General features: G+C 71.8%; 15 protein-coding genes (1 of these 15 running past the window's edge). 7 read left to right on the top strand and 8 right to left on the bottom strand.

Going from position 1 to position 23170, the window contains the following annotated elements; translation table 11 throughout:
* The 3 genes from JHW41_RS13005 to JHW41_RS13015 form a co-directional block, all read right to left on the bottom strand.
* On the bottom strand, positions 1–8692 hold the start of the coding sequence (locus tag JHW41_RS13005) for a non-ribosomal peptide synthetase (protein ID WP_250442474.1). It extends 10265 nt beyond the left edge of the window; the window shows 8692 of its 18957 coding nt (coding positions 1–8692); its start codon is at positions 8690–8692; its stop codon lies beyond the left edge, outside the window.
* Entirely contained in the window at positions 8689–9471 is a 783-nt protein-coding gene (locus JHW41_RS13010; RefSeq protein ID WP_057947579.1) for a Stf0 family sulfotransferase, read from the bottom strand. Before JHW41_RS13010 ends, JHW41_RS13005 begins: the two co-directional genes overlap by 4 nt.
* Positions 9472–10351: 880 nt before the next feature.
* Positions 10352–11125: a class I SAM-dependent methyltransferase gene (locus JHW41_RS13015; protein ID WP_158229756.1), complete on the bottom strand. Its 774-nt coding sequence runs from the start codon at positions 11123–11125 to the stop codon at positions 10352–10354.
* Positions 11126–11515: 390 nt separating this feature from the next.
* Here JHW41_RS13015 and JHW41_RS13020 point away from each other — a divergent pair, with 390 nt between their 5' ends.
* The 3 genes from JHW41_RS13020 to galE all read left to right on the top strand — a co-directional run bounded on the left by JHW41_RS13020 (position 11516) and on the right by galE (position 13854).
* Positions 11516–12013, top strand: a complete 498-nt coding sequence (locus JHW41_RS13020; RefSeq protein WP_250442475.1) for a toxin-activating lysine-acyltransferase — start codon at positions 11516–11518, stop codon at positions 12011–12013.
* Between the two features lie 25 nt (positions 12014–12038).
* Entirely contained in the window at positions 12039–12755 is a 717-nt protein-coding gene (locus JHW41_RS13025) for a TylF/MycF/NovP-related O-methyltransferase (protein ID WP_250442476.1), read from the top strand.
* 103 nt (positions 12756–12858) lie between these two features.
* Entirely contained in the window at positions 12859–13854 is a 996-nt protein-coding gene (gene galE / locus JHW41_RS13030) for a UDP-glucose 4-epimerase GalE (protein WP_057947575.1), read from the top strand.
* A gap of 43 nt (positions 13855–13897) precedes the next feature.
* Here the strand turns inward: galE and JHW41_RS13035 are convergent, their stop codons facing one another.
* The gene (locus JHW41_RS13035) at positions 13898–14146 is read right to left on the bottom strand and encodes a hypothetical protein (RefSeq protein WP_138884980.1); all 249 of its coding nucleotides are present in this window, start codon (positions 14144–14146) and stop codon (positions 13898–13900) included.
* Complete coding sequence (locus JHW41_RS13040) at positions 14143–15228, bottom strand: MBL fold metallo-hydrolase (RefSeq protein ID WP_250450984.1); 1086 nt, start codon at positions 15226–15228, stop codon at positions 14143–14145. The genes JHW41_RS13035 and JHW41_RS13040 overlap by 4 nt, the downstream gene beginning before the upstream one ends.
* A gap of 182 nt (positions 15229–15410) precedes the next feature.
* Between JHW41_RS13040 and JHW41_RS13045 the strand changes: the two genes are divergently transcribed.
* A complete protein-coding gene (locus JHW41_RS13045; RefSeq protein WP_250442477.1) occupies positions 15411–16028 on the top strand; it encodes a TetR/AcrR family transcriptional regulator in 618 nt (205 codons plus the stop codon).
* A gap of 27 nt (positions 16029–16055) precedes the next feature.
* On the opposite strand, the gene JHW41_RS13050 is transcribed toward JHW41_RS13045, so the two are convergent.
* Positions 16056–16820, bottom strand: coding sequence for a helix-turn-helix domain-containing protein (locus tag JHW41_RS13050; RefSeq protein WP_250442478.1), 765 nt, complete (start codon positions 16818–16820; stop codon positions 16056–16058).
* Between the two features lie 120 nt (positions 16821–16940).
* Between JHW41_RS13050 and JHW41_RS13055 the strand changes: the two genes are divergently transcribed.
* The 3 genes from JHW41_RS13055 (at position 16941) to JHW41_RS13065 (ending at position 21501) form a co-directional block, all read left to right on the top strand.
* On the top strand, positions 16941–18362 hold the full coding sequence (locus JHW41_RS13055; protein ID WP_250442480.1) for an FAD-binding oxidoreductase: 1422 nt from the start codon (positions 16941–16943) through the stop codon (positions 18360–18362).
* Position 18363: 1 nt separating this feature from the next.
* Positions 18364–19233: a class I SAM-dependent methyltransferase gene (locus JHW41_RS13060; protein WP_250442481.1), complete on the top strand. Its 870-nt coding sequence runs from the start codon at positions 18364–18366 to the stop codon at positions 19231–19233.
* A gap of 210 nt (positions 19234–19443) precedes the next feature.
* A complete protein-coding gene (locus JHW41_RS13065; RefSeq protein WP_250442483.1) occupies positions 19444–21501 on the top strand; it encodes a TonB-dependent copper receptor in 2058 nt (685 codons plus the stop codon).
* A 39-nt stretch (positions 21502–21540) separates the two neighbouring features.
* On the opposite strand, the gene JHW41_RS13070 is transcribed toward JHW41_RS13065, so the two are convergent.
* The gene (locus JHW41_RS13070) at positions 21541–22179 is read right to left on the bottom strand and encodes an SRPBCC family protein (protein WP_250442485.1); all 639 of its coding nucleotides are present in this window, start codon (positions 22177–22179) and stop codon (positions 21541–21543) included.
* Between the two features lie 276 nt (positions 22180–22455).
* Positions 22456–23136: a DUF6766 family protein gene (locus JHW41_RS13075; protein WP_250442486.1), complete on the bottom strand. Its 681-nt coding sequence runs from the start codon at positions 23134–23136 to the stop codon at positions 22456–22458.
* Positions 23137–23170 lie beyond the last annotated feature (34 nt).

A 23170-nucleotide genomic window follows, 5' to 3' on the forward strand; every position in this document is an offset into this window, starting at 1 on the left:
CCGGCCGGTTCCAATAACCGCGGGCGACGCCGTCGCCGCCGATGTAGAGGTCGCCTTCCATACCGACCGGCAGCGGCGCCATCGCCGCGTCCAGCACGTAGACGCGGGTGTTGGCGAGCGGCCGACCGATGCAGGAGCCGCCGCCGGCCGACGGCGAATCCGCCGCGATCGCATCCAGCGTCGACCAGATCGTGGTCTCGGTGGGACCGTACAAATTCCACGCGTCCGCGCCCTGCGCCAGCGCCGCGCGCAGCGCTTCGGGCAGGGCTTCGCCGCCGCACAGCACCTGCATGCCGCTGTCGTTGCGCCAGCCGGCGCGCAACAGCATCTGCCAGGTCGCCGGCGTCGCCTGCATCAGGGTCGGGCGCAGTTCGCGGATGCTACGCGCCAGGCGCTGCGCATCGCGCAGTTCCGCGGCCTCGGCGATCTGCACGCGCGCGCCGCGCAGCAGCGGCATCAGCAATTCCAGGCCGGCGATGTCGAAGCTGTAAGGCGTCACCGCCAACAAGGTGTCGTCCGGACCGACGCCGAAGCGGTCGGCCAGCGAGTGCAGCAGATTGAGCAGGCCGCGGTCGGCGATCGCACAGCCCTTGGGCCGGCCGGTGCTGCCGGAGGTGTAGATGACATAGGCGAGCGCGTCGGCGCTGCGATCGAATTCGCGCGCCTCGTCGGTGAACGCATCGGCCGCGCCTTCGTCGCCGTCCTCGACCGCGAGCGCCCGCTCCGGCGCGAGCGATCCGGCCAATCGCGCGGCGTTGGCGCGGTCGCACAGCGCCCAGCCCAGGCCGCTGTCGGCGACCATGTAATCCAGGCGCTGCTGCGGATAGGCCGGGTCCAGCGGCACGTAGGCCGCACCGGACTTGAGCACCGCCAGCAAGGCGACGCTGAGCTCGACCGAACGCTCCAGGCACAGCCCGACCCGTTCGCCGGGGCCCGCGCCGGCGCGGCGCAGACGGCGCGCCAGCGCGCTGCTGCGCCGGTCGAGTTCGGCGTAACTCAGCGTGCGCTCGCCGCAGCCGACCGCGACCGCCTGCGGCCGCAGCCGCGCCTGTTCGGCGACCAGCGCCGGGATCGAAACGCGGTCGTAGCCGCTGCGCGCGGTGTCGTTGCAGTCCACCAGCAGGCGCCGGCGCTCGTCCGCGTCGAGCAGCGGCAGGCGGCTGGCGCGGGTGTCCGGATCGGCGGCCGCGCCGGCGAGCAGGCTGGTCCATTGCGCGCACCAACGCTCGATCGTGGCGGCGTCGAACAGGTCCGTGGCGTATTCGCATTCGCAGGCCAGACCCTGCGCGGTCTCTTCCACGTACAGCGACAGGTCGTACTTGGCGTGGCTCCACGGGCTGTGCTCGCGCTGCCACAGCGCGCTGCCCCGGTCCTGCGCGGCGGGATAGTTCTGCAGCGAGAACAGCGTCTGGGCCAGCGGCTGGCGGGACAGATCGCGGGCCGGACGCAGTTGCGCGAGCAGGCGCTCGAACGGCAGGTCCTGGTAGTCGTGGGCGTCGAGAGTCGCGGCGCGGGCGCGCGCGAGCAACTCGGCGAAGGTCGGGTCGTCGCGCAGGTCCAGGCGCAACACCGCGGTGTCCAGCAACGGGCCGACCACGCGCTCCAGGCCCGGTTCGGCGCGCGTCGCCAGCGGCGAGGCAAGCAGCAGGTCGCCGGCGCCCGACAATCTGGACAGCAACGCGCCGAAACCGGCCAGCAAGGTCATGTACAAGGTCGCGCCGCGTTGCGCGCCGAGCTCCAGCAACCGGTGATGCAGCGCATCGGGCAGCACGAAGCGATGCAGCGCACCGCGGTAGGACTGCGCCGGCGGACGCGCGCGGTCGCTCGGCAACGACAGCACCGTCGGCGCGCCGAGCAGGCGTTCGCCAGCGCGTTGCGCCAGCCGGTCCAACGCGCTTTCGTCCACGCGCGCGCGCTGCCAGGCGTCGTAGTCCGCGTGCTGCAGCGGCGGTTCGTCCAGCGGCGAGGCGCCGCCGGCGGCGAAGGCCGCGTACAGCGCGCGCAGTTCATCGGCCAGCAGCGCCACCGACCAGCCGTCGGCGGCGATGTGGTGGGTGGTCAGGGTCAAGCGATGATCGTCGTCGCCCAGCCGCAGCAGGCTCGCGCGCAGCAGCCGGCCGGCGCCGAGATCGAAGCGGCGGCGCATGTCGCGCTCGCGCAGGCGCGCGGCCTGCGCGTCGCGGTCGGCCGGCGCCAGCGCGCTCAGATCGTGCAGTTCCAGGGCCACGGCCTGGGCCGGCTGGATCGCGGCGTACGGGCCGTCGGCGTCGCTGAGGAAGGCGGTGCGCAGGCTTTCGTGGCGGCGTTCGAGTTCGTCCAGCGCGCGCCGCAACGCCTCGACGTCGATGCGCGCGCTCGCGCGCAACGCCAGCGGCATGTTGTAGGCGGCGCCGGCCGCGCCGAGCCGGTCCGCCGTCCACAGGCTGCGCTGCGCCGGCGACAGCGGCAGGCGCGGCGCGCGCGGCACCGGCAGCAGCGGCGCCGCCGCCGGCGCGGCGCGCCCGCGCGCGGCGTCGACGCGGCGCGCCAGATCTTCCAGGGTGGCGGCGGCGAAGAATTCGCGCAGGCTCAGTTCGACGCCGGCGGCGCGGCGGATGCGGCCGACCGCGCGCGTGGCCAGCAGCGAATGGCCGCCGAGGTCGAAGAAACGGTCGTGCACGCCGGGCGCGCGGCAGCCGAGCACTTCGCGCCAGATCGCGGCCAGCAATCGTTCGGTCTCGGTGCGCGGAGCGAGGTGGACTCGGCCGTCGGTCGCGGCGGCGCCGGCCCGCGGCAACGCGGCCGGATCGATCTTGCCGTGCGCGGTCAGCGGGAAGCGCTCCAATACCACCAGCGTCGACGGCACCAGGTGCGCCGGCAACCGCGCGCGCAGCGCCGCCAGCGCGTCGTCGGCGTCGAGCGTGCGTCCCGGCGCGGCCACCGCATACGCCGCCAAGCTGCGGCCGTCGAGTTCGCCCTGGGCCAGCACATGGGCCTGGGCGATGCGCTCGTCGCGCAGCAAGGCCGCTTCGATTTCGCCCGGCTCGATCCGATAGCCGCGGACCTTGATCTGGCGGTCGAGGCGGCCGAGGAATTCGAGCGCGCCATCGGCGCGCAGGCGGCCGCGGTCGCCGGTGCGGTACATGCGCGCGCCGGCGCCGGCGAAGGGATCGGCGAGAAAACGTTCGGCGGTCAGCGCGGCGCGTCCGCGATAACCGCGCGCCACGCCGCTGCCGCCGATGAAGATTTCGCCGACCACGCCGGCCGGCACCGGTTGCAGCGCATCGTCGAGCACGTACACCGGCGCGTGCGCCAACGCCCGGCCGACCGGTGGATCGCGCGGATCGGCGCGGTCGCAATCGTGGGTGGTGGCGCAGACCGTGGCCTCGGTCGGGCCGTAGGCGTTGATGAAGCGCACCGGCTCCGGCCAGCTGCGCACGATCGCGGCGGGACAGGCTTCGCCGGCCACCACCAGGGTCTGCAGCGTCGCCGCGCCGCCGGCCTCGACCAGGCCGGGCACCACGCTCGGCGGCAAGGTCACATGGGTGATCGCGCGTTCGCGCAGGGTCGCGGCCAGTTCGTCGCCGGCGAGCAGGCGTCCGCCGCCGGGCAGGCACAGGCAGGCGCCGCTGCACCAGGCGGTGAAGACTTCCGAGACCGAAGCGTCGAAGCCGAGCGAGGCGAACTGCAGCACCCGGCTGTGCGGCGCGATGACGAAGCGCTGGATCTGCGCCAGGGCCAGGTCGCGCAGGCCGCGGTGCTCGACCAGCACGCCCTTCGGCGTTCCGGTCGAACCGGAGGTATAGATCGCATAGGCCAGGTCGTCCGCGGCCGGCGCCGGCAACGGCGTCCCTTCGTCGGCGTCGCTCTCGCCTTGCTGGAACGACAGGCGCTGCGCGGGCGACGGCGGCAAGCCGTCGAGCGCGCCGGCATCGCCCAGGATCAGGCGCGGGCGCGCGTCTTCGAGCAAGTGGTTCAAACGCTGCGCGGGGGCTTGCGGATCGATCGGCAGATACGCCGCGCCGGCCTTGAGCGTGGCGAGCAAGGCGATGAAGGTGGCGACGTCGCCGTCGCTGGCCACCGCGACCAGATCGCCCGCGCCGATGCCGCGACCGCGCAGCTGCCGCGCCATCCGATCCGAGCGTCGCGCCAGCTCGGCGTAACTCAGCCGCGCAGCAGGCGATTCCAGCGCCGGCGCCTGCGGCGTGCGCGCGGCCTGGGCCGCGAACAGATCGCAGACGGTCGTGGAAGCCGGCTGCGCAGGCGCGGCCGATGCCGCGGCGACGCCCAGGCGCAGCCGCGCCAGCGGCCGCGCCGGCTCGGCCATCGCCGCGTCCAGCAGCGTGGCGTACATCTGCGCCAGGCGCTCGATCGTGGCCGGGTCGAACAGATCGCTGGCGTATTCGATCTCGGCGTCGAGGCGCTCGCCCGACTCGATCACGTTCAAGGTCAGGTCGTACTTGGACGTGCTGCTGGGACAGTCGATGCGTTCGACCCCCGCGCCGTGCAGCCGCAGCTGCGCCGGCGCGGTGTTCTGCAGGGCGAAAATGACCTGCACCAGCGGCTGCCGCGACAGGTCGCGGTGCGGCTTGAGTTCGGCGACCACGCGCTCGAACGGCACGTCCTGATGGGCGAACGCCGCCAGCGCGGTGTCCTTGGCCTGCGCCAGCAATGCATCGAAACCGGCCTGGACGTCGACGCGGGCGCGCAGGGCCAGGGTGTTGATGAACAGCCCGACCAGCGGCTCGGTGTCGCGGTGGGTGCGGCCGGCGGTGGGCGTGCCGATCACGATGTCGTCGCCGCCGCCCCAGCGCGCCAGCAAGGCCTGGAATCCGGCCAGCAGCACCATGAACGCGGTGGCGCCGCGCTCGCGCGCGAACGCCGGCAGCCGCCGCGCGAGCGCGGCCGGCAGTTCGAAACGGTGGATGCCGCCGCGGAAGCTGGCGACGTCCGGCCGCGGCCGGTCGGTCGGCAGCGCCACCAGTTCCGGCGCGCCGGCGAGCTGCGCGGTCCAGTACGGCAATTGCTGCGCCAGCAGCGGCCCTTCCTGCAGCCACTGCCGCTGCCACGCGGCGTAGTCGGCGTACTGCAACCGCGCCGGCGGCAGGGAATCGGCGGCGGCGCCCGCGTGCGCGGCGTACAGCGCGCCGAGTTCGTCCAGCATCACCGTGTGCGACCAGCCGTCGGCGGCGATGTGGTGCGCGGCCAGGACCAGGACGTGTTCGTCCGCGCTCAGCCGCGCCAGCCGGGCGCGGAACAGCGGGCCGCGTTCCAGGTCGGTGCGGTGGTGCGCCTGGGCTTGCAGCAGCGCGTCCGCGCGGGCTTGCGCCTGGGCCGGATCGAACGTGCTGAAGTCCTCGAGTTCCAGCACCGCGTGCGGTGCCGGATCGACGATCTGGCGCGGCTGCTCGCCGTCGATCGCGAAACGCGTGCGCAGCATCTCGTGCCGCTGCAGCAACTGCGCCAGCGCCGCGTCGAGCGCCGGCGCCGCCAGCGGGCCGCGGATGCGGAACGCCAGCGGCACGTGGTAGGCCGCGCCGACCGTGCCGAGCTGTTCGAGGAACCACAGCCGTTCCTGCGCGAACGACAACTCGGCCGGCCCGCTTTGCGCGCGCGCGCGCATCGGCGGCGCCGCGGGCGCGTTGCCGGCCGCGGCGGCGACCTCGCGCTCGAGCCCGGCGACGGTCGGATGCTCGAACAAGGCGCGCAGCGCCAGCTCGACGCCGAGCTGCGCGCGCAACTGCGCGACCACCCGCATCGCCAACAGCGAATGGCCGCCGAGTTCGAAGAAGCTGTCGTGCAGGCCGACCCGGTCCAGCCGCAGCACTTCGGCGAAGATGCCGGCGAGGCGCCGCTGCAGGTCGGTGTGCGGCTCGGCGTAGTCGGCGACGTCGGGCCGTTCCTCCGGCGCCGGCAGCCGCGCCTGATCGACCTTACCGTTGACCGTGAGCGGCAGCGCCGGCAGCGCCAGCGTCGCCGCCGGCAGCATATGTTCGGGCAGGATCGCGCGCAGGTGCTCACGCAGGCTGCGCACGAAGGCGTGCTGGGTCGCGGCGGCGAGCGGGTCGTTGGCGTAGCGGCGCGGATCGGTGGCGGCCTGCGTCGGTGCGGGCGCCTCGGCCTGTGCGGATTCGCCCTGCCCTGCCGCTGCCGCGTTTTCATCGACGAAGGTGGCTCGAAGGTGGTCCGCGCGAAGCTGCGAACCGGCAACGTCGACCCGGTAGCCCAGGCGCTCGCCCAACTGCCACAACGCTTCGGGCTCGATGCCGTCGGCGGCTGCCGGCGCACGCGCGCACAGCTCGCTCCAGGTCAGCGCCGGATCGGCCTCGCGCAACAGCGCCAGCCGCTGCAAGTCCGGCTGCAGGCGCGCATTGGGCAGTTCCAGGCTCAGCCGCGCCGGCCGCTGCGCGCGCAGGTGCGCTTCCAGCTCGGCCAGCGCGTCCTCGCCGCTGGCCTGCCACGGCGTCGCCGCCGGTTGCGGCGCGCGCGGCCCGACGTGCAGCCACACGTCGTAGCGATACTGATTCAACTCGTTGCGCGCATCGCCGCGCTTGAGCAGGATCTCCACGCCGCCGATCGCCGGCAGCCACTGCGGCAGCGCGCGGAAGAACGCCGGCGACAGCAGCAGTTCCTTCTCCTGGCGCATGCCGCGTTCGATCGCCGCGCGCATCCGCTGCGCGCCGGTCGCCTCGCCCGCCTTGGCGAACTGCACCGAGGCGTGGAAGGCTTCGAGCAGGTCGTAGTCGCGCACGTCGCCGACGAAGATGCGGCCGCCCGGCACGACCCGTTCGCTGGCCCGGCGCAGCACGTCGAGCAGGTAGTCCGCGCCGGGAAAATACTGCACCACCGAATTGATCACGACGGTGTCGAAGTCTTCGGCCAGGCCGGCGAAATCGTCGGCCGGCTGCGCGGCCAGCCGCACGTGCTGCAGGCCGGCGTCCGCGCCGACCCAGCGCTGCAACCGCGCGATCGCGGTCGGCGACAGGTCGGTGGCGACGTAGCGCCGGCAATGCGGCGCCAGCTGTTGCAGCACCAGGCCCACGCCGCAGCCGATCTCCAGCAACCGCTGCGGCCGGCCCGCGAGCACCCGCTGCGCGGTCGCGTCCAGCCATTGGCGCATCTGCGCTTCGGGAATCGGCGCGCCGGTGTAGCTGCTGTGCCAGCCGACGAAGCTCGGGCTGCAATCGTCCTGTTCGGGCCGGTACGTGTCCTGGTACAGCGCCTGCCATTGGCCGACGCTTTCGTCGGCGCGCGCGTCGCGTTCGCTCGCGTGCGCCGGCTCCGGCACCACGTAGGCGACCAGACTCGGCTGCCCGTCGGCCTCGCGCAGGGCGACCACCGCCTGGCGCACGCCGGGATGGCGCAACAGCGCGGCCTCAATCTCGCCCAGCTCGATGCGGAAGCCGCGCAGCTTGACCTGATGGTCGATGCGGCCGAGGTATTCGATGTCGCCCGCGGCGGTGCGCCGCGCCAAGTCGCCGCTGCGGTACAGCCGCTCGCCGTGCGCGAACGGGCTGGCGACGAAGCGCGAGGCGGTCAGTCCGGCGCGGTTGAGATAGCCCCAGGCCAGGCCGGCGCCGGACACGCACAACTCGCCGGCTTCGCCGTCGGCGACCGGCCGCAGCGCGTCGTCGAGGACATGCACGCGCAGATGCGGCAGCGCCGCGCCAATCAGGCTCGCCGGTGCCTGCAGCGCCTCGGCCGCGGCGACGCCGCGCTCGGTGACGTGCACGGTGGTCTCGGTGATGCCGTACATGTTGACGAGCTGCGGCCGCGCGTCGCCGTGGCGCTCGAACCAGCCGCGCAGCTCGCCGAAGCGCAGCGCCTCGCCACCGAAGATCACCCAGCGCAGCCGCAGCGGCAGGGCCGCGGCCTGATCGGCGGCGGCGAACTGGGCGAACGCCGACGGCGTCTGGTTGAGGACGGTGACGCCCTCGCGGCTGACCAGTCGGTAGAAGGCCTGCGAATCGCGCGCGACCTGGGCCGGCACCAGCACCAGCCGGCCGCCGTGCAGCAACGCGCCCCACAGTTCCCAGACCGAGAAATCGAAGGCGTAGGAATGGAACAGGCACCACACGTCCTGGCCGTGGAAGCCGAAGCGCGCCTGCGCCGCGTCGAACAGCGCGGTCACGTTGACCTGCGGCACCAGCACGCCCTTGGGCTGGCCGGTCGAGCCGGAGGTGTAGATCACATAGGCCAGCGCACCGGCCTCGAACGCGTGCGACGGCGCGGCCGCGGCTTCGCGCCGCACCCGCTCCCCGTCGAGGTCCAGGCGCAGCACGTCGCGCGTGGGCGTCTGCACGTGCGCGCACAGCTCGGCCTGGGTCAGCAGCAGGCGCGCGCCGCAGTCGTCGAGCATGAAGTCGATGCGCGCCTGCGGCGTGCGCGGATCGATCGGCAGGTAGGCCGCGCCGGCGCGCAATACCGCGAGCGTGGCCACCACCAGCAGCGGCGAGCGCTCCAGGCACAGGCCGACGATGCAGCCCGGGCCGATCCCGGCCTGCCGTAGCCAGCGCGCCAGTTCGGTCGCGCGCGCCTGCAGTTCGGCATAGGTGACGCGCGCGTCTTCGCACACCAGCGCGACCGCGTCGGGCGTGCGCGCGGCCTGGGCGTCGAAGCGGTCGGCCAGCGACGGCGCGGCGCCGGCCTCATCGAACGGGCCGGGCGCGGGCGCATCGCTGGCGGAAGGCGGAACGCGCGCGTCTTCGCTCACGCATGCATCTCGCGATAGCGCGCCGCCCACTGTTCGGAAATCTCGTCCGCCTGGCGGCGGTGGCGGGTGCCCTGGATCGACGGGCACTGCTCGGACAGGCCCAGGTAGTCCAGCACCGAGCGCAGGGTCGGTTCGTAATGCGCGGCGAGGTCTTCGTAGTCGACCACCATCGGCTCGATCCGGTGGCGCTTGAAGAACGCGCGCCAGCCGTCGTCGCCGCTCTGCAGCCAGTCGGCCAGGCGGCGGATCCGGGCGAAGTCGAATTCCTCGGCGCCGACCGGGATCACCGCATCGGTGCTGCCGGCCACGCGCACGAACTCGCTGCTCTTGATCGCCTTGAACAGCGACACCGCCTGCGCGACCCGGTCGCTGCGGCGCAGCCAGATATAGGACAACCGTGGGAATGCGCGGCTGAACAATTCATGCGGCGAAGCGGTCTTGTCGCCGAAATATTCCTGCAGCACTTCCACCGCGTTGTGGAAGTCGGAGAACGGACGCTGGAAGTGGATCTTGACCCCGAACACGCCGTTGTCGCTGGTGCCGGCGTCCACGATCTCGCGCAGCACGCGTTCGGCCGGGTTGGCGAGGCGCTGTTCCTGCAACAGTTCGCGATAGCGCGCCGGGTCCATGTCGAACACCTGCGCCTGCGGCAGCCGCACCGGCGGCGCGAAGTATTCGTCGGGGCGCCCCGCCACACCGGTCTCGCGCAAGCCGCTGGCGAGCATGGTGCTGCCGCTGCGCATGGTGGTGCAGATGATGTAAGAGCGCTGGTTCCGCATCCTTCGAAACTCCCGGTACGACAGATGATCGATCTCGGCCGGTCCGGCGCGGCGCCGGACGTCGCTGACGCAGACCCGTCGGACGCGAGGCGCCCGGCGGTCCGCATGCGGCGATCAACTCGGGTCGAGGGCTGAGGCAGGAAGACTTGCAACGACGCACGCAGGAGTGCGCAGGAATCCGAAACTGTGACGCCGAACGGAGTTGCTTGCCTGCAGCGGCGACGCCGCGCGCGACGGCATCGGCGCATCCGCGCGCGCTTGCGTCGCGCTAGCGGCCTGCGCGCAAGCGGCCTGCGCGCGAGCGGAAACAGCGCGATTCGCGGCCGGTTCGAACGACGACACAGGCGAGGCGACGCGGACGAGCCTCGGCTCAGTGTGCCCGCCGATGCGGCGAGGCTGCGGCGGTTCCTGGCAGTTCTGACAGGTGCGCCCTGCGCGCCGCGACCCGGCGCTGGCGAAACCGCGGTGCGGCTGCGCGTGCGATGAAATGATCCGACGTTCGAACATCGCCTGCGCAGACATCCAGTGCTCCGTGCCGAGATCCGACTATGCGACTGACTATGCGTCTAATGCGTCTAAATGCGTTGCGTAACGACACACTTCGCTACAGCGTTTGGCATCCTCGTACGATTGCCAGCCGTCGTCAAGGCGCGCGAAGCGCGATGCGCGCGACCACGACGAAGCGCGTTCGCAGCGCTGCCTACGCGCAAGCCTGTTCATCGTCGTTCGAGAAGGTTTCGCGCCGAAACGATGCGCCGACCGGCGGGTTTGAGCCGACGGCCGGACGGTGTTCGACGCGCGGCGCAGCGTTGCGAACGCCCGCCGCCCGACAGCATGCGCTCGCGTATGCAGAGGCACCGGCAGCGGCGCCGACGCCGATTCATTGAACCGGATCGACGCTCCCGCCGGGATTGAAGCGCGTCAGCCGCGGGCGCGGCGCCAGCACCAGCGCGCGATGCCGCGCGAACTGCGCCTGCATGCCCCAGACCCGGTCGGCGAACTCGCGCGCGAGCGCCTCGCCGTAGGCTTGCGCATATTCCTGCCGGCACAGCAGGAACTTGGCCGCGGCGGCGATGTCCTCGCGGTCGACGACGCAGAACACCGCCCATTGCGGATTCGCCTGCAGCGCCTGGGCGACCGCGATGCCGAGCTCGGGATAGGCCGGGCTGAGCATGTCGTCCAGGCAGATCACGCCCCATGGCGCCATGCACGCGAACGCCAGCGCCATGTCGCGCGCCAGCGACTGCGGCTGGTGGTCGCCGTCGATATGGAAGAAGCGGATCGCGCGTCCGCTCTCGCCGCCGCCCAGGCGCTGCGGCGCGAGCCGGCGGCTGTCGGCGCAGATGATGTCGACCCGCTCGGCCAGGCCCAGGCCGGCCAGGCGCTCGCGCAGGCGCAGGCCGACGTGGATGTCGGGCCAGTCGTACAGATCGATCGCCAGGGCCCGCTCGCCCGGTTGCAGGGCCAGCGCCAGCGCGATCAGGAAACGTCCTTCGAACGCGCCGATCTCGGCCGCGTCGCCGCCCCAGCCGCGTTCGCGCTGCAGCCGCATCGTCGCCGCGCACACGTGCGCGGCGAACGCCGACGACATGCCCGGAACGGCGTCGTAGTGCTCCCGCATATAGCGATCGAACGTCAACGGCGCCGGCGACATGCCCGCCTTCCTCCCATGAAAGCCAACCCATCGCGACAGCGAACGGACGACGCGCCTGTGCGGTCGCGGCCTGCGCCCGTCGCATGCGCGCCGCTGTGCGCTCCCCCAGCGCGTCGCGACTCTAGCACGGCCGCATGTCCGGTCAAGCCGCATTGCGGCAGGCCGCGGCGACGCTCGCGACGGCGATCTCGACGGCGATCGCGCGCGTTCGCGCCGCATCGCGCTCGCACTGCGGCGAGGACTGAATTACTCTCGCGGGCGGAACCTTGTCGTCGTACTCATGCAGTCCCCACACAGGCCCGGCCGCGATGCGGCCGGCGCCGCAGCCGCAACCCGCGACCGCGAACCTTCGCGGCCCCGCGCCGCTGGACAGATGGAGGAAGACCGCTGGTGATCGCGATTATCGAAGAACCCCGTTCGCTCTCCGCCGACTTCCTCAAGGAAATCGGCGCGGTCGCGTTCGTGATGGCGCGGCACGAGCGCCATCGCGACCGGCCGGTGCACGCCCTGCCCAGCCGGATCGCGCCGGCGGCGATGGCCCGGCAGATCCGGGTCTTCTACACCGCGCAAAGCATGCCGGTGGGCTACCTGACCTGGGCATGGCTGAATCCGCAGGCCGAGCGCCGCTGGATCGAGCAGCCCGACACGCCGCTGCATCCCTCCGAATGGACCGACGGCGACGCGCTGTGGTTGATCGACTTCGTGACCCTGCCCGGCCTGGAACGCAGGCTGTTGAACCACGCCAAGGACAGCCTGTTCGCCGACCAGCCCTCGATCAAGGCGCTGCACCGCGGCGCCGACGGCGCCGCGCGCAAGGTCTCGAACTGGCGCCGCCGCGGCGGCGCCTGGCGCGTGGCCGACCCGCATTGGCATTCCGCGCGCGGCTGAGCCCGCGCCCGAACGGAGGATATGGATGAGCCGCTCAGCCCCCACCGCCGACACCGGCGCGGACGACGCGCCCGACGCGATGCCCGGCCCCACCAGCGAACTCGCCAGGCAGCGCGTGTTTCCCGAGCATCGCTTCCAGTTCAGCGCGCACCAGCTGTGTTTCATGTGCAAGTGCCTGTCCGACACCCGCAACCTGGACGGCGCCATCGTCGAGATCGGCTGCGAGTACGGACACACCACGGTATTCCTCAACAACTACATCGACGATCTGGTCGGCCAGGATCGTCCCTACTACGCCATCGACACCTTCAGCGGCTTCACCGAATCCGACGTGCGCTTCGAGGCCGACAACCGCGGCAAGCAGGGCATCGCGTACCAGGACTTCAAGGAAAACCGCAAGGAATGGTTCGAGCGGACCTTGCGCATCAACCGGATCCAGCGGGTGCGGGCGATCGAGGCGGACATCAACGCGTTCGACCTGCCGTCGCTCGGCCCGCTGTCGTTCGTGCTGCTCGACGTCGACCTGTACCGGCCCACCCGCAAGGCGCTGCCGGAGCTTTACGAGATGCTGCTCCCCGGCGGGGTGCTGGTGGTCGACGACTGCAATCCCGCCAGCAACCACTGGGACGGCGCGTACCAGGCCTACATCGAGTTCGTGCGTACGCGCAAGATCACGCCGAGGATCATGTACAACAAGCTCGGCGTGCTGAGGAAGCCGTTGCCGGAGGCGGCGCCGTCCTAGCGCGCAGCGCGCACCCAGCGCAGTTCTCCGTCGCGGCCGTCGCCGGCGCGCGGCACGATCCGCCCGGCCGGAGCCGCCGGGCGCCCAACCCGGGGCGAGTTGCTTGAACGCGAACAGGCCGATACTGATCACCGGAGGCGCCGGCTACGTCGGCAGCCACGTCGCCCTGCACCTGGCCGAGCGCGGCGAACGCGTCGTCGTGCTCGACGACCTGAGCACCGGCCACGCGCGCTCGGTGATCGGCGCGGAGTTGGTGATCGGCGACGTCGGCGACCGCGACACGGTCGCGCGGGTGCTGCGCGAGCACGACATCGACACCGTCGTGCATCTGGCCGGGCGCACCATCGCCCCGGAATCGGTGCGCGACCCGCTGCGCTATTACGCCGGCAACACCTGCGCCACCCACAACCTGCTGGCGTGCTGCGCCCAGGCCGGGGTCAGCCGGTTCGTGTTCTCCTCGTCGGCCGCGGTCTACGGCATGCCCGCCTCGGGCGTCGCCAGCGAAGACACGCCGACCGCGCCGATCAATCCCTACGGCGCGTCCAAGCTGATGAGCGAGTGGATGCTGCGCGACCTGTCCGCGGCCAGCGGACTGCGCTACGCGGTGCTGCGCTACTTCAACGTCGCCGGCAGCGACACCCGCGGCCGCACCGGCCACCGCACCCGCAACGCCACCTTGCTGATCAAGGCCGCCTGCGAGGTGGCGACCGGGCAACGCGACTGCATCGCGGTGTACGGCACCGATTTCGCCACCCCGGACGGCACCGGCGTGCGCGACTACATCCATGTCGACGACCTGGCGCGCGCGCACGCCGACGCGCTGGACTACCTGCGCGGCGGCGGCGAATCGATCGTGCTCAACTGCGGCTACGGCCGCGGCGCGTCGGTGCGCGAGGTGTTGCGCGCGGTCGAGCGCGCCCACGGCGCGCCGATCCCGGTGGTCGAGCATCCGCGCCGGATCGGCGACGCGCCGTCGCTGATCGCCGACGCGGCGCGGATCCGGCAGGTGCTGGGCTGGTCGCCGCGCTGCGACGACATCGACCTGATCGTCGCCAGCGCGCTGGCCTGGGAACGCAGCCTCGCCGCCGAGCGCGGCTGAGCGCGGCGGCGCACGCCGCCGTCGTCTCCGCCGCGCTGTCGCTTCAACGCGACGCGTGGCCTCCGGGCGCATCGTTCGACGCATCGACGATCGCCGCGACCGAATAGCCGCTGCGCGCGATGGCTTCGACCGTTTCGGCCACGGTCAGCCAGTTCTCGACCCGCACGATCGGCGCGCCGCGCTCCAGGTCGCGTTCGAAATTGATCCGGCTGCCGATGTCGGCGCGCAGCACCGCCGCGGTGATCCCGCGCATCGCGTCCGCGTCCAGGGTTTGGTGCAATTGCAATCTCATGGCGCGGACTCCTGTTCGGTCAGGTCGGTGGAAAAGGGTTCGGCGGCATCGGCCTCGCGCCACCACGGCGCGGTCGCCGCCGGCGCCCGCAGGTCCACGCGTTCGCCCATGCGCGGCGTGCTCAGCGCCACGCCGCGCTGCGCGGCCAGCGCCGACACCCGCTCGAACGGCTCGGTCCACGGATGCAGGGCGAGGTCGAAAGTGCCGTTGTGGATCGGCAGCAGCCAGCGGCCGCGCAGGTCCAGGTGCGCCTGCACCGTCTGTTCCGGCTGCATGTGCACGTGCGGCCAGTTGGCGTCGTAGGCGCCGGTTTCCAGCAAGGTCACGTCGAACGGCCCGAAGCGGCGGCCGATCTCGGCGAAGCCGGCGAAGTAGCCGGTGTCGCCGCTGAAGAACAGCCGCAGAGTGTCGCCGTCGCCGGCTTCGTCGAGGATCGTCCACGACGCCCACAGCGTCTTGTCGCCGTCGAGCAGGCCGCGCCCGGAAAAATGCTGCGCCGGCGTGGCGACGAAACGCACGCCGTCGATGCAGGTGCCCTGCCACCAGTCGAACTGGCGCACCTTGGCCGGATCCACGCCCCAGCCGATCAGGCGGTCGCCGACGCCCAGCGGGGTCAGGAACACGCCCGCGGTCTTGGCCAGCCGCAGCACGGTGGCGCGGTCGAGATGATCGAAATGATCGTGCGACAGGATCACCCCGCGCAGCGGCGGCAGGTCCGCCAGCGCGATCGGCGGCGCGTGGAAGCGCTTGGGCCCGATCCACTGCAACGGCGAGGCGCGCTGCGCGAACACCGGGTCGGTGATCCACCAGCCGCCGCGCAGCTTGACCAGCACGGTCGAGTGGCCGAGCCGGTACAGGCTGCGGTCGGGCGCGCGCGCCAGCTGCCGCGCGGTCAGCGGCCGCACCGCCGGCGCCACCGCCGGAACCGCGTCGGCGGGCTTGTTCCACAGCGCGTCGGCGATGATCCGCAGCATCTTGCGCACGCCGGTGGGCGGGCGCGGGACGACATTATGGAAACGCCCGTCGGCGAACTGCGGCGAAGCGGCACGATTGGCATGACTGGCATGATCGGCCGAGGACAGGCGGGGCTTGGCGGCGAAAGGCAGGCAGATGCTCACGGTCGTGGCTCCGATGGGCAGGCGGGGGCGGCAAAGGCGGGGCTGCAAGCGTTGCGAGACGGGCGCCAGGGCCCGCCTGAATACTTACACTGCCCAGTGTAGTGTACTTTTTGAAAAAGTAAACCCATGGGTGTAACCTTGCCGTCATGCCTACGCCCGCCCCTGCCCGCCTGACCGACCGCAAGCGCGCCGCCATCCTCGACGCCGCCATCGCCGAGTTCCGCCAGGCCGGCTACGAAGCCACCAGCATGGACCGCGTCGCCGCCAGCGCCGGGGTCTCCAAGCGCACCGTCTACAACCACTTCCCGAGCAAGGAAGTGCTGTTCGCGCACATCCTGCGGCAGTTGATGGAACGCACCCTGGCCTCGCCGGAACTGGCGTACCGCGCCGACCGCCCGCTGCGCGCGCAACTGCTGGAACTGGTGCGGCAGAAGATGGAACTGCTGCAGGACGAATCCTTCATCGACCTCGCCCGCGCCGGCATCGCCTCGGTGATCCCCTCGCCCGAGCGCGCCCAGCAGATGTTCGGCCGCATCGGCGACAAAGAAGAAGGATTGGTCGTGTGGATCCGCGCCGCCGCCGCCGACGGACGCCTGAACACCGACGATCCGGGCTTCGCCTCGACCTTCATGTTCGGCATGATCAAGGGCTTCGCGTTCTGGCCGCAAATCACCATGGGCCAGCCGCTGTTGACCGAGGAACAGCGCGACCGGGTCGCGCAGACCGCGACCGACATGTTCCTGGCGCACTTCGCGGCGGCGTGAGCGCCAGCGCGGCGTGCGCGCGCCGCCTCAACGCCGTCGCGGCTTGTCCGCCGCCGGCTCCGCCTCGCGCAGGCTCTCGACCAGCGAAAACACCCACGGCCGGCTCGCTGCGAGCATGCCGACGCTGCGCCGGCGCTCCGGCGGCAGGCCGATGTCGAGATCGGCGGCTTCCTTGAATTCGGCCACCAGCTTGTCGAGCTTGCGCCGCAAGGTCGACGCGGAGGCTTCGCTGAGCTCGCGTATCTCCAGGGCGAAGAACGCATCGCCGCCGTCGAAGCCGTGGTTGAGGAACTCGCGGCTGGCCAGCTGGAAATAACGCGCGCGCACCGGGCCGTCGTCGCGCCAGGAGAAATCGCGCGCGACGCGCAGCCGGGTGCGGTCGCCGGGCAGCAGCTCGATCAGGCGCAGCGCGTCCAGCCGCGCCAGCAACTTGACCAGTTCGGGCTTGCGCAGGCCGTAGTCCGCGCCGATGGCGGCGGTCTGCCAGCCTTGGCACAGCAGGTGGAACACCGTCATCAGGCGCGGCTCGGCGGCCAGCGCGGTTTCCTGCGCCAGGCTCAGGTGGCGGCGCGCGTCGCGGTTGCCGCGTGCGCTGCGCGCGAGCTCGAAGAAATCGATGTCCAGCGCTTCGCAGATCTGTTCGAGCCGGTCCAGGCCGATGCGGCCGTTGGAGAGCATGCGCTTGATCGTGGGTTCGGACAGGCCGAGCGCGGCGGCGAGGTCGGCGTAGCGCCAACCGCGTTCCTTGAGGATGCGCTTGAGCGCGGCAAGCAGTCGTTCGCGTTCGGCCATGGCGGCGCGGGACTCGGGTGGCGGGATAGCCGGGATCATATATCGATACCTGAATCATCGCGATTGCGGATACCGATACCCGGCCGCAGGCTGCGCGCCAGTCCACGCCGCCGCCCGCCCATGTCCATCGCCGCCCTGCCCTGCGCGCCATCCCCGCAAACGCTCGACCTGGAAACGCTCAACGATGTCCACGCCCGGCTCAATCCGACCCACGCGCAGGTGCTGCGGCCGCAGTCGGTCGAGGCAGCCTGCGCTGCGGTGCGCGCCTGCGCCCGCGCCGGACAGCCGCTGATCGCGGCCGGCGCGCGCCATGCGATGGGCGGCCAGCAGTTCCTGTCCGGCGGCCGGGTGCTCGACACCTCGGCGCTGTGCGGTGTGCTCGGCTTCGACGACGCGCGCGGCCTGCTGACGGTGCAGGCCGGCATCCGCTGGCCGGCGCTGCTGGCATGGCTGGCGTCGAGCCCGGACAACCGCGGCGGCTGGACCATCCGCCAGAAACAGACCGGCGCCGACGAGTTCAGCCTCGGCGGCGCGCTGGCCAGCAACATCCACGGCCGCGGCCTGAGCTACGCGCCGTTCGTCGAGGACGTCGAAGACCTGACCCTGATCGACGCGCAAGGCGAGCTGATCCACGCCAGCCGCCAACAGCGGCCGGAACTGTTCGCGCTGGTCGCCGGCGGCTATGGCCTGTTCGGGATCGTGGTGGCGCTGACCTTGCGGCTGACGCCGCGCCAGGTGTTGCGCCGCGAGGTCGCGCTGGCGCGCGTCGGCGAGTTGTCGTCCGCGTTCGCCCGCGCCGTCGCCGACGGCTGCACCTACGGCGATTTCCAGTTCGCGATCGATCCCGCCAGCGACGACTTCCTCGACCTGGGGGTGCTGTCGTGCTATCGGCCCGCGCCCGACGCCGTCGCTTCGGCGCCGCGCCACCTGCAGGCCGACGATTTCGCCCGCCTGCTGTTGCTGGCGCACCACCAGCCCACGCGCGCGTTCGACGAGTACGCCGATTTCTATCTGGCCACGCACGGCCAGCACTACGCCAGCGACGCGCAACAGACCGGCGTGTACCTCGACGGCTACCACGCCGCGGTGGACCGCTCGCTCGGCCATTGCGGCTCGGAAATGATCAGCGAACTGTACGTCCCGCGCGCCGCGCTGGCCGGCTTCATGGCGCGCGCCGCGCACAGCCTGCGCCGCCATCGCGCCCAGCCGATCTACGGCACCGTGCGCTTGATCGAGCGCGATCCCACCAGCGTCCTGGCCTGGGCGCGCGAGGACTGGGCCTGCGTGATCTTCAATCTGCACTTGCGCCACGACGCCGAGGGCATCGACGACGGCGCGCGCGCGTTCCGCGCGCTGATCGACGACGCGCTGTGGTTCGGCGGCAGCTTCTATCTCACCTACCACCGCTGGGCCACGCGTGCGCAACTGGAAGCCGCGCATCCGCGCCTGCGCGAGTTCCTGCGGGCCAAGCGCGAGTTCGATCCGCAACAGCGCTGGCAGAGCGACTGGTACCGCCACCACCTCGCCCTGATGCAGGCCTGAGATGGACCGCGTATCGACCTCGATGCTGCTCGCGGCCGCGACGGTGCGCCAGGCGCGCAGCGATGCGGACCCGGCGGTGGCGCGCAACGCGGCGCTCGCCCGCGCCTGCCTTCAAGGCTGCGGCCGGCCCGGAGCGCGGCTGCTGTGCGCCGTCGACCACGCCCTCGGCCGGGTCTTGCTGGCGGCGCTGGAAACGCTGTACCTGCCCGGGATCGGCGCGCATTACGCCTGGCGCAAGCGCCGCATCCGGCGCTGGGCGCTGCAGGCCTGCGGCGACGGCGCGCAACAACTGCTGGTGATCGGCGCGGGCTTCGACGGATTGTCGCTGTTCCTGCTCGAGCGCATCCCCGGGTTGCGCGCGTTCGAGATCGAGCGCGAATCCACGGTCGCGATCAAGCGCGAAGCCCTGTACCGGCTCGGCGTGCGCGAGCCGCGCCTGAGCCTGATCGCGGCCGACTTGAGCGTCGTCGCTATCGAGGCCTTGCTGCCCGGCATCCCGCGGTTCGATCCGCGGCAGCCGACCCTGGTCATCGCCGAAGGCGTGCTGATGTACCTGGAACCGCCGGAACTGCAGCGGCTGCTGCGCGGCCTCGCGCGGACGCTGCCCGGCGCGGGCCTGATCGCGACCGCGATGGCGCCGGCCGCCGCCGGCGCGCCGGGATTCGCGCGCCAGCGTCCGTGGGTGCGGCGCTGGCTCAAGCGCGCCGGCGAACCGTTCCGCTGGGCGCGCACGCGCGACGCATTGGCCGCGACGCTGGCCGCCGCCTCGGTGCGCCTGGAACGCATCGCCGATCCCGACGAAGCCGCCGATCCCGATCCTTGCCCGGGCGAATGGCTGTTCGCCGGCGAGTTCGCGCGGCCGCCGCGGTAACGCGACGGCTACTGCAACGCGACGGCTTAAGCAAAACACCGCCCGTGCGGCGTTCTGCCGCAGCGTCCGCGGCCCGGCGCGGCGCGCGCCTGCCCTACTCTATGCATCGCCCGCGCCGCGACCGGTTCGCGGCGCCTTCCTTCCCGATGCGCACCCGCTCCGGCGTCACCGCCGGCCGCTTCGCCGCGTCCGTTGACTGCGACCATTGAGATGACCTTGCGAACCCTGGCGCTGAGTTGCGCCATCGTCCAGACCCTGGCCGCGCCCGCCGCGCTGGCCGCCGAGACGGCCGCGGCGAAAGACGACTCCGCCGCGACCCTCGACGCCGTGGTGGTGACCGCCGCGCCGGTGTCGCCGCTGACCTTCGAACTCGATCCGCGGCTGCCGCGGCAACCGGTGCCGGCCAGCGACGGCGCCGACTATCTCAAGACCATTCCCGGCTTCAACGCGATCCGCAACGGCGGCAGCAACGGCGATCCGGTGCTGCGCGGCATGTTCGGCTCGCGCCTGAACCTGCTCGCCAACGACGGCAGCATGCCCGGCGCCTGTCCGGCGCGGATGGACAACCCCTTGTCGTATGTGTCGCCGGAAACCTACGACCGGCTGATCGTGGTCAAGGGCCCGCAAACCGTGCTGTGGGGCCCCGGCGCCTCGGCCGGCACCGTGCGCTTCGTGCGCCGCACCGAGCCGTTCGAGCGCCCCGGCGTGCGCGCCAGCGGCAGCCTGCTCGGCGGTTCGTTCGGCCGCAACGACCAGCGCCTGGACCTCGCCGCCGGCGCGCCGGGCGGCTACGGCCGGGTGACCGCGAACCGCTCGCAGGCCGAGGACTACGACAACGGCGACGGCCAGCGCGTGCCTTCGTCCTGGAAGAAGTGGAACGCCGACGCCACCGCGGGCTGGACGCCCGATGCCGACACCACGCTCGAACTCGCCGCCGGCCGCGGCGACGGCGAGGCGCGCTACGCCGGCCGCGGCATGGACGGCGCCCGGTTCGAACGCGAGAGCTACAGCCTGCGTTTCGAACGCAAGAACCTCGGCGGCGCGCTCGACGCGGTCGAAGCCAACGCGTACTACAACTACGCCGATCACGTGATGGACAACTACAGCCTGCGCGATCCCAATCCGATGAGCGCGATGCCGATGCCGGTGGCCGCGAACGTGGACCGGCTCACCGCCGGCGGCCGCGCCGCGGCGAGTTGGCGCTGGACCTCGCTCGAACTCACCGCCGGCCTCGACGGCCAACGCAGCCGCCACCGCGAACGCAGCGGCATGGGCCGCGGCGCCTATCGCGCGGCGCCGTGGAGCGCCGATGCGCGCTTCTCGACCCTGGGGCTGTTCGCTGAGGCCGCCTGGCGCGCGGATGCGCGCAGCCGCTGGGTCTATGGCGCGCGCGTGGACCGCGCCCGGGTCGAAGACCAGCGCGCCGGCGCCGGGATGATGGCCATGCCCAACCCGACCTTCGGCGACACCCGGCGCGAAACCCTGCCCAGCGGTTTCGTGCGCTACGAACGCGACCTGGCCGGCACGCGCGCGGGCTGGTACGCCGGCCTCGGCCACGTCGAGCGCATGCCCGACTACTGGGAGCTGTTCTCGCCGAACCTGGGGCCGGCCGGCGCCGCGAATGCCTTCGCCGGGATCGCGCCGGAGCAGACCACGCAGTTGGACGTCGGTTTTCAGTACAAGGGCCAGCGCGTCGACGCCTGGGTTTCGGCCTATGTCGGCCGGATCGGCGACTACATCCTGTTTACCTATTTGCCCGGCGGCATGATGGGCCCGACCAGCCGCGCCGCCAACGTGGACGCGCGCATCCGCGGCGCCGAAGCCGGCGCCGACTGGCGCCCGGCCGAGCATTGGAAACTCGGCGCGAGCCTGGCCTACGCCTGGGGCGAGAACCGCAGCGACGGCCGTCCGCTGCCGCAGATGCCGCCGCTGGAAGCCAAGCTGTCGCTGGGCTACGACGACCGCCGCTGGAACGCCGGCGCGCTGCTGCGCGCGTCGGCGAAACAGGACCGGGTCGCGGTCGGCCAGGGCAACGTGGTCGGCCAGGACATCGGCCGCAGCCGCGGCTTCGCGGTGTTCTCGCTCAACGGCGGCTACCGCTTCAACGACAAGGTCCGCTTCAGCGCCGGCATCGACAATCTGTTCGACCGCCGCTACAGCGAGCACCTCAACCTCGCCGGCAGCGCCGATTTCGGCTATCCGGCCGACCCGGTGCGCATCGACGAACCCGGGCGCTCGCTGTGGGCCAGACTCGACCTGACCTATTGAACGCGCCGGCGCATCGGCATCGTCACGCGGCGCGCCGCGTCACTCGCGCCGCGACAGGCCGACCTTGAGATCGTCGCGGATGTAGATCTCGACATAGCCCGGCAGCCAACCCTCGTGGGCCATGCGCACGAACGGTTCGAGCAGGCGGCTGTCCTGCTGCCCGGTCAGGAACACCACCGACCACAGGTTCAACGGCTGGGCTTCCTCGCCGCCGACGCCGTGCACGACGTGGAAGACCGGCTGGCTCGTGCCGGCGCGCAGCGGCGCGCCGTCGGGGCCCGGGTACTCGGCGGCGCCGATGAAGGTCACTTTCTGCTGCGCGTGATCGGCCCGGGTCTGTTCCAGGATCAGCTCGTAGCGATCGGGTTGCAGCCACAGCCGCTGCCGCGACTTGCGCACGAAGCGCTCGACCCGCTCGCGCTCGCCCTGGTCGGCCCACACCGCCGCGCTGCCGGGCTCGACCACGTAGGGAATGTAGCGATCGGGCCGGCGCGCCTTGCGCGCTTCCATCTCCCACAACTGCGAGCGGGTCAGCCGCAGCGGACGTTCGAGCCGGTAACGCTCGGACAGCACTCGGTTCACGTCGATCGGGGGAATCTCGAAACGGGTGTTGCGCGGGTCGTTCCAGGCCTGCTCGAAGACCGGTTCGTGGTCCACGTTCGGGAATGCAATGCTCATGACGTCGCTCCGGGGGAAGGGGTTCGCGCTGCCGTCGCGGGCCGATCCGGTGCGGGTCCGCGGCGGGCGGCGGGTGTGGGAACGTTAGGACCTCAATTTAAGTCGAGGTCAATGCGCGGCCGGGCGAACGATCAGTTCCAGATCGGCAACTCTCGTTCCGACAACTGAACGATGCTTGCGAGCGGCCCAGCGGCTCGACCTGAATCGTCCGTTCGCAACGTCATCGCCGCCACGCGAACGCGAAGATCGCCCAGGCGTCGTGCCCGCTCCGTCGCGCTAGGCCCCGGTCTGCCGGTGCGGCGCGCGCACCGGCTTGGATTCGGGCGACTTGTCTTCGCGCAGGAAGATCGACAGCACCACGATCGACAGCACCGCGAGGAATTCGCTCTGCCAGTTCTGGAACGATTCGAACCAGAAATCGGAACTGCGCAGGTGCTCGCTCAGTTCGACCGGCGCACGCCCCTGCAGCCGGCGCTCGTCGTTGTGGTGGCGCCAGCTGCCGTAGCCGTGCAGCGCGAACGAGCCCAGGAACAGCAGCAAGAACGCGGCCGTCAGCGAGTGCGCGTACAGCCGCCGCCACAGCCCGCCGCGGCGCACCGGCCACGGCGCCGGGCCGGGTTCGATGTCTTCGGGTCGCGGCTCGAACGGGCGCGGCTCGAACGGTCGCGGCTCGAACGGTCGCGATTCGGCCGAGCCCATCTGGCGCAGCCACACCGTCAACAGCACGTACATGCCCATCTGCAGGAATTCGCTTTCCCAGTTCTCGAACGTGGCCGAGATGAAGTGGCCGCTGTCGAGATAGGCCCACAGCGTCAACGGCGCGCGGCCTTCTCGCGCGATTTCCTCGTTCCACGCGGCCTGGCCGGTCAGTACCTGGCCGAGCAGGAATACGACGAAGATCGCGGCCAGCACCAGGCTCAGGCCGTTGCGTCGCCAGAAGGACGGTTCACCTCGCATCGCTGCTTGCATCGCACTGCGCGCTCCGTAACAA

Origin of the sequence: Lysobacter enzymogenes (assembly GCF_023617245.1) — a bacterium.
In the GTDB taxonomy this organism is placed as follows: domain Bacteria; phylum Pseudomonadota; class Gammaproteobacteria; order Xanthomonadales; family Xanthomonadaceae; genus Lysobacter; species Lysobacter yananisis.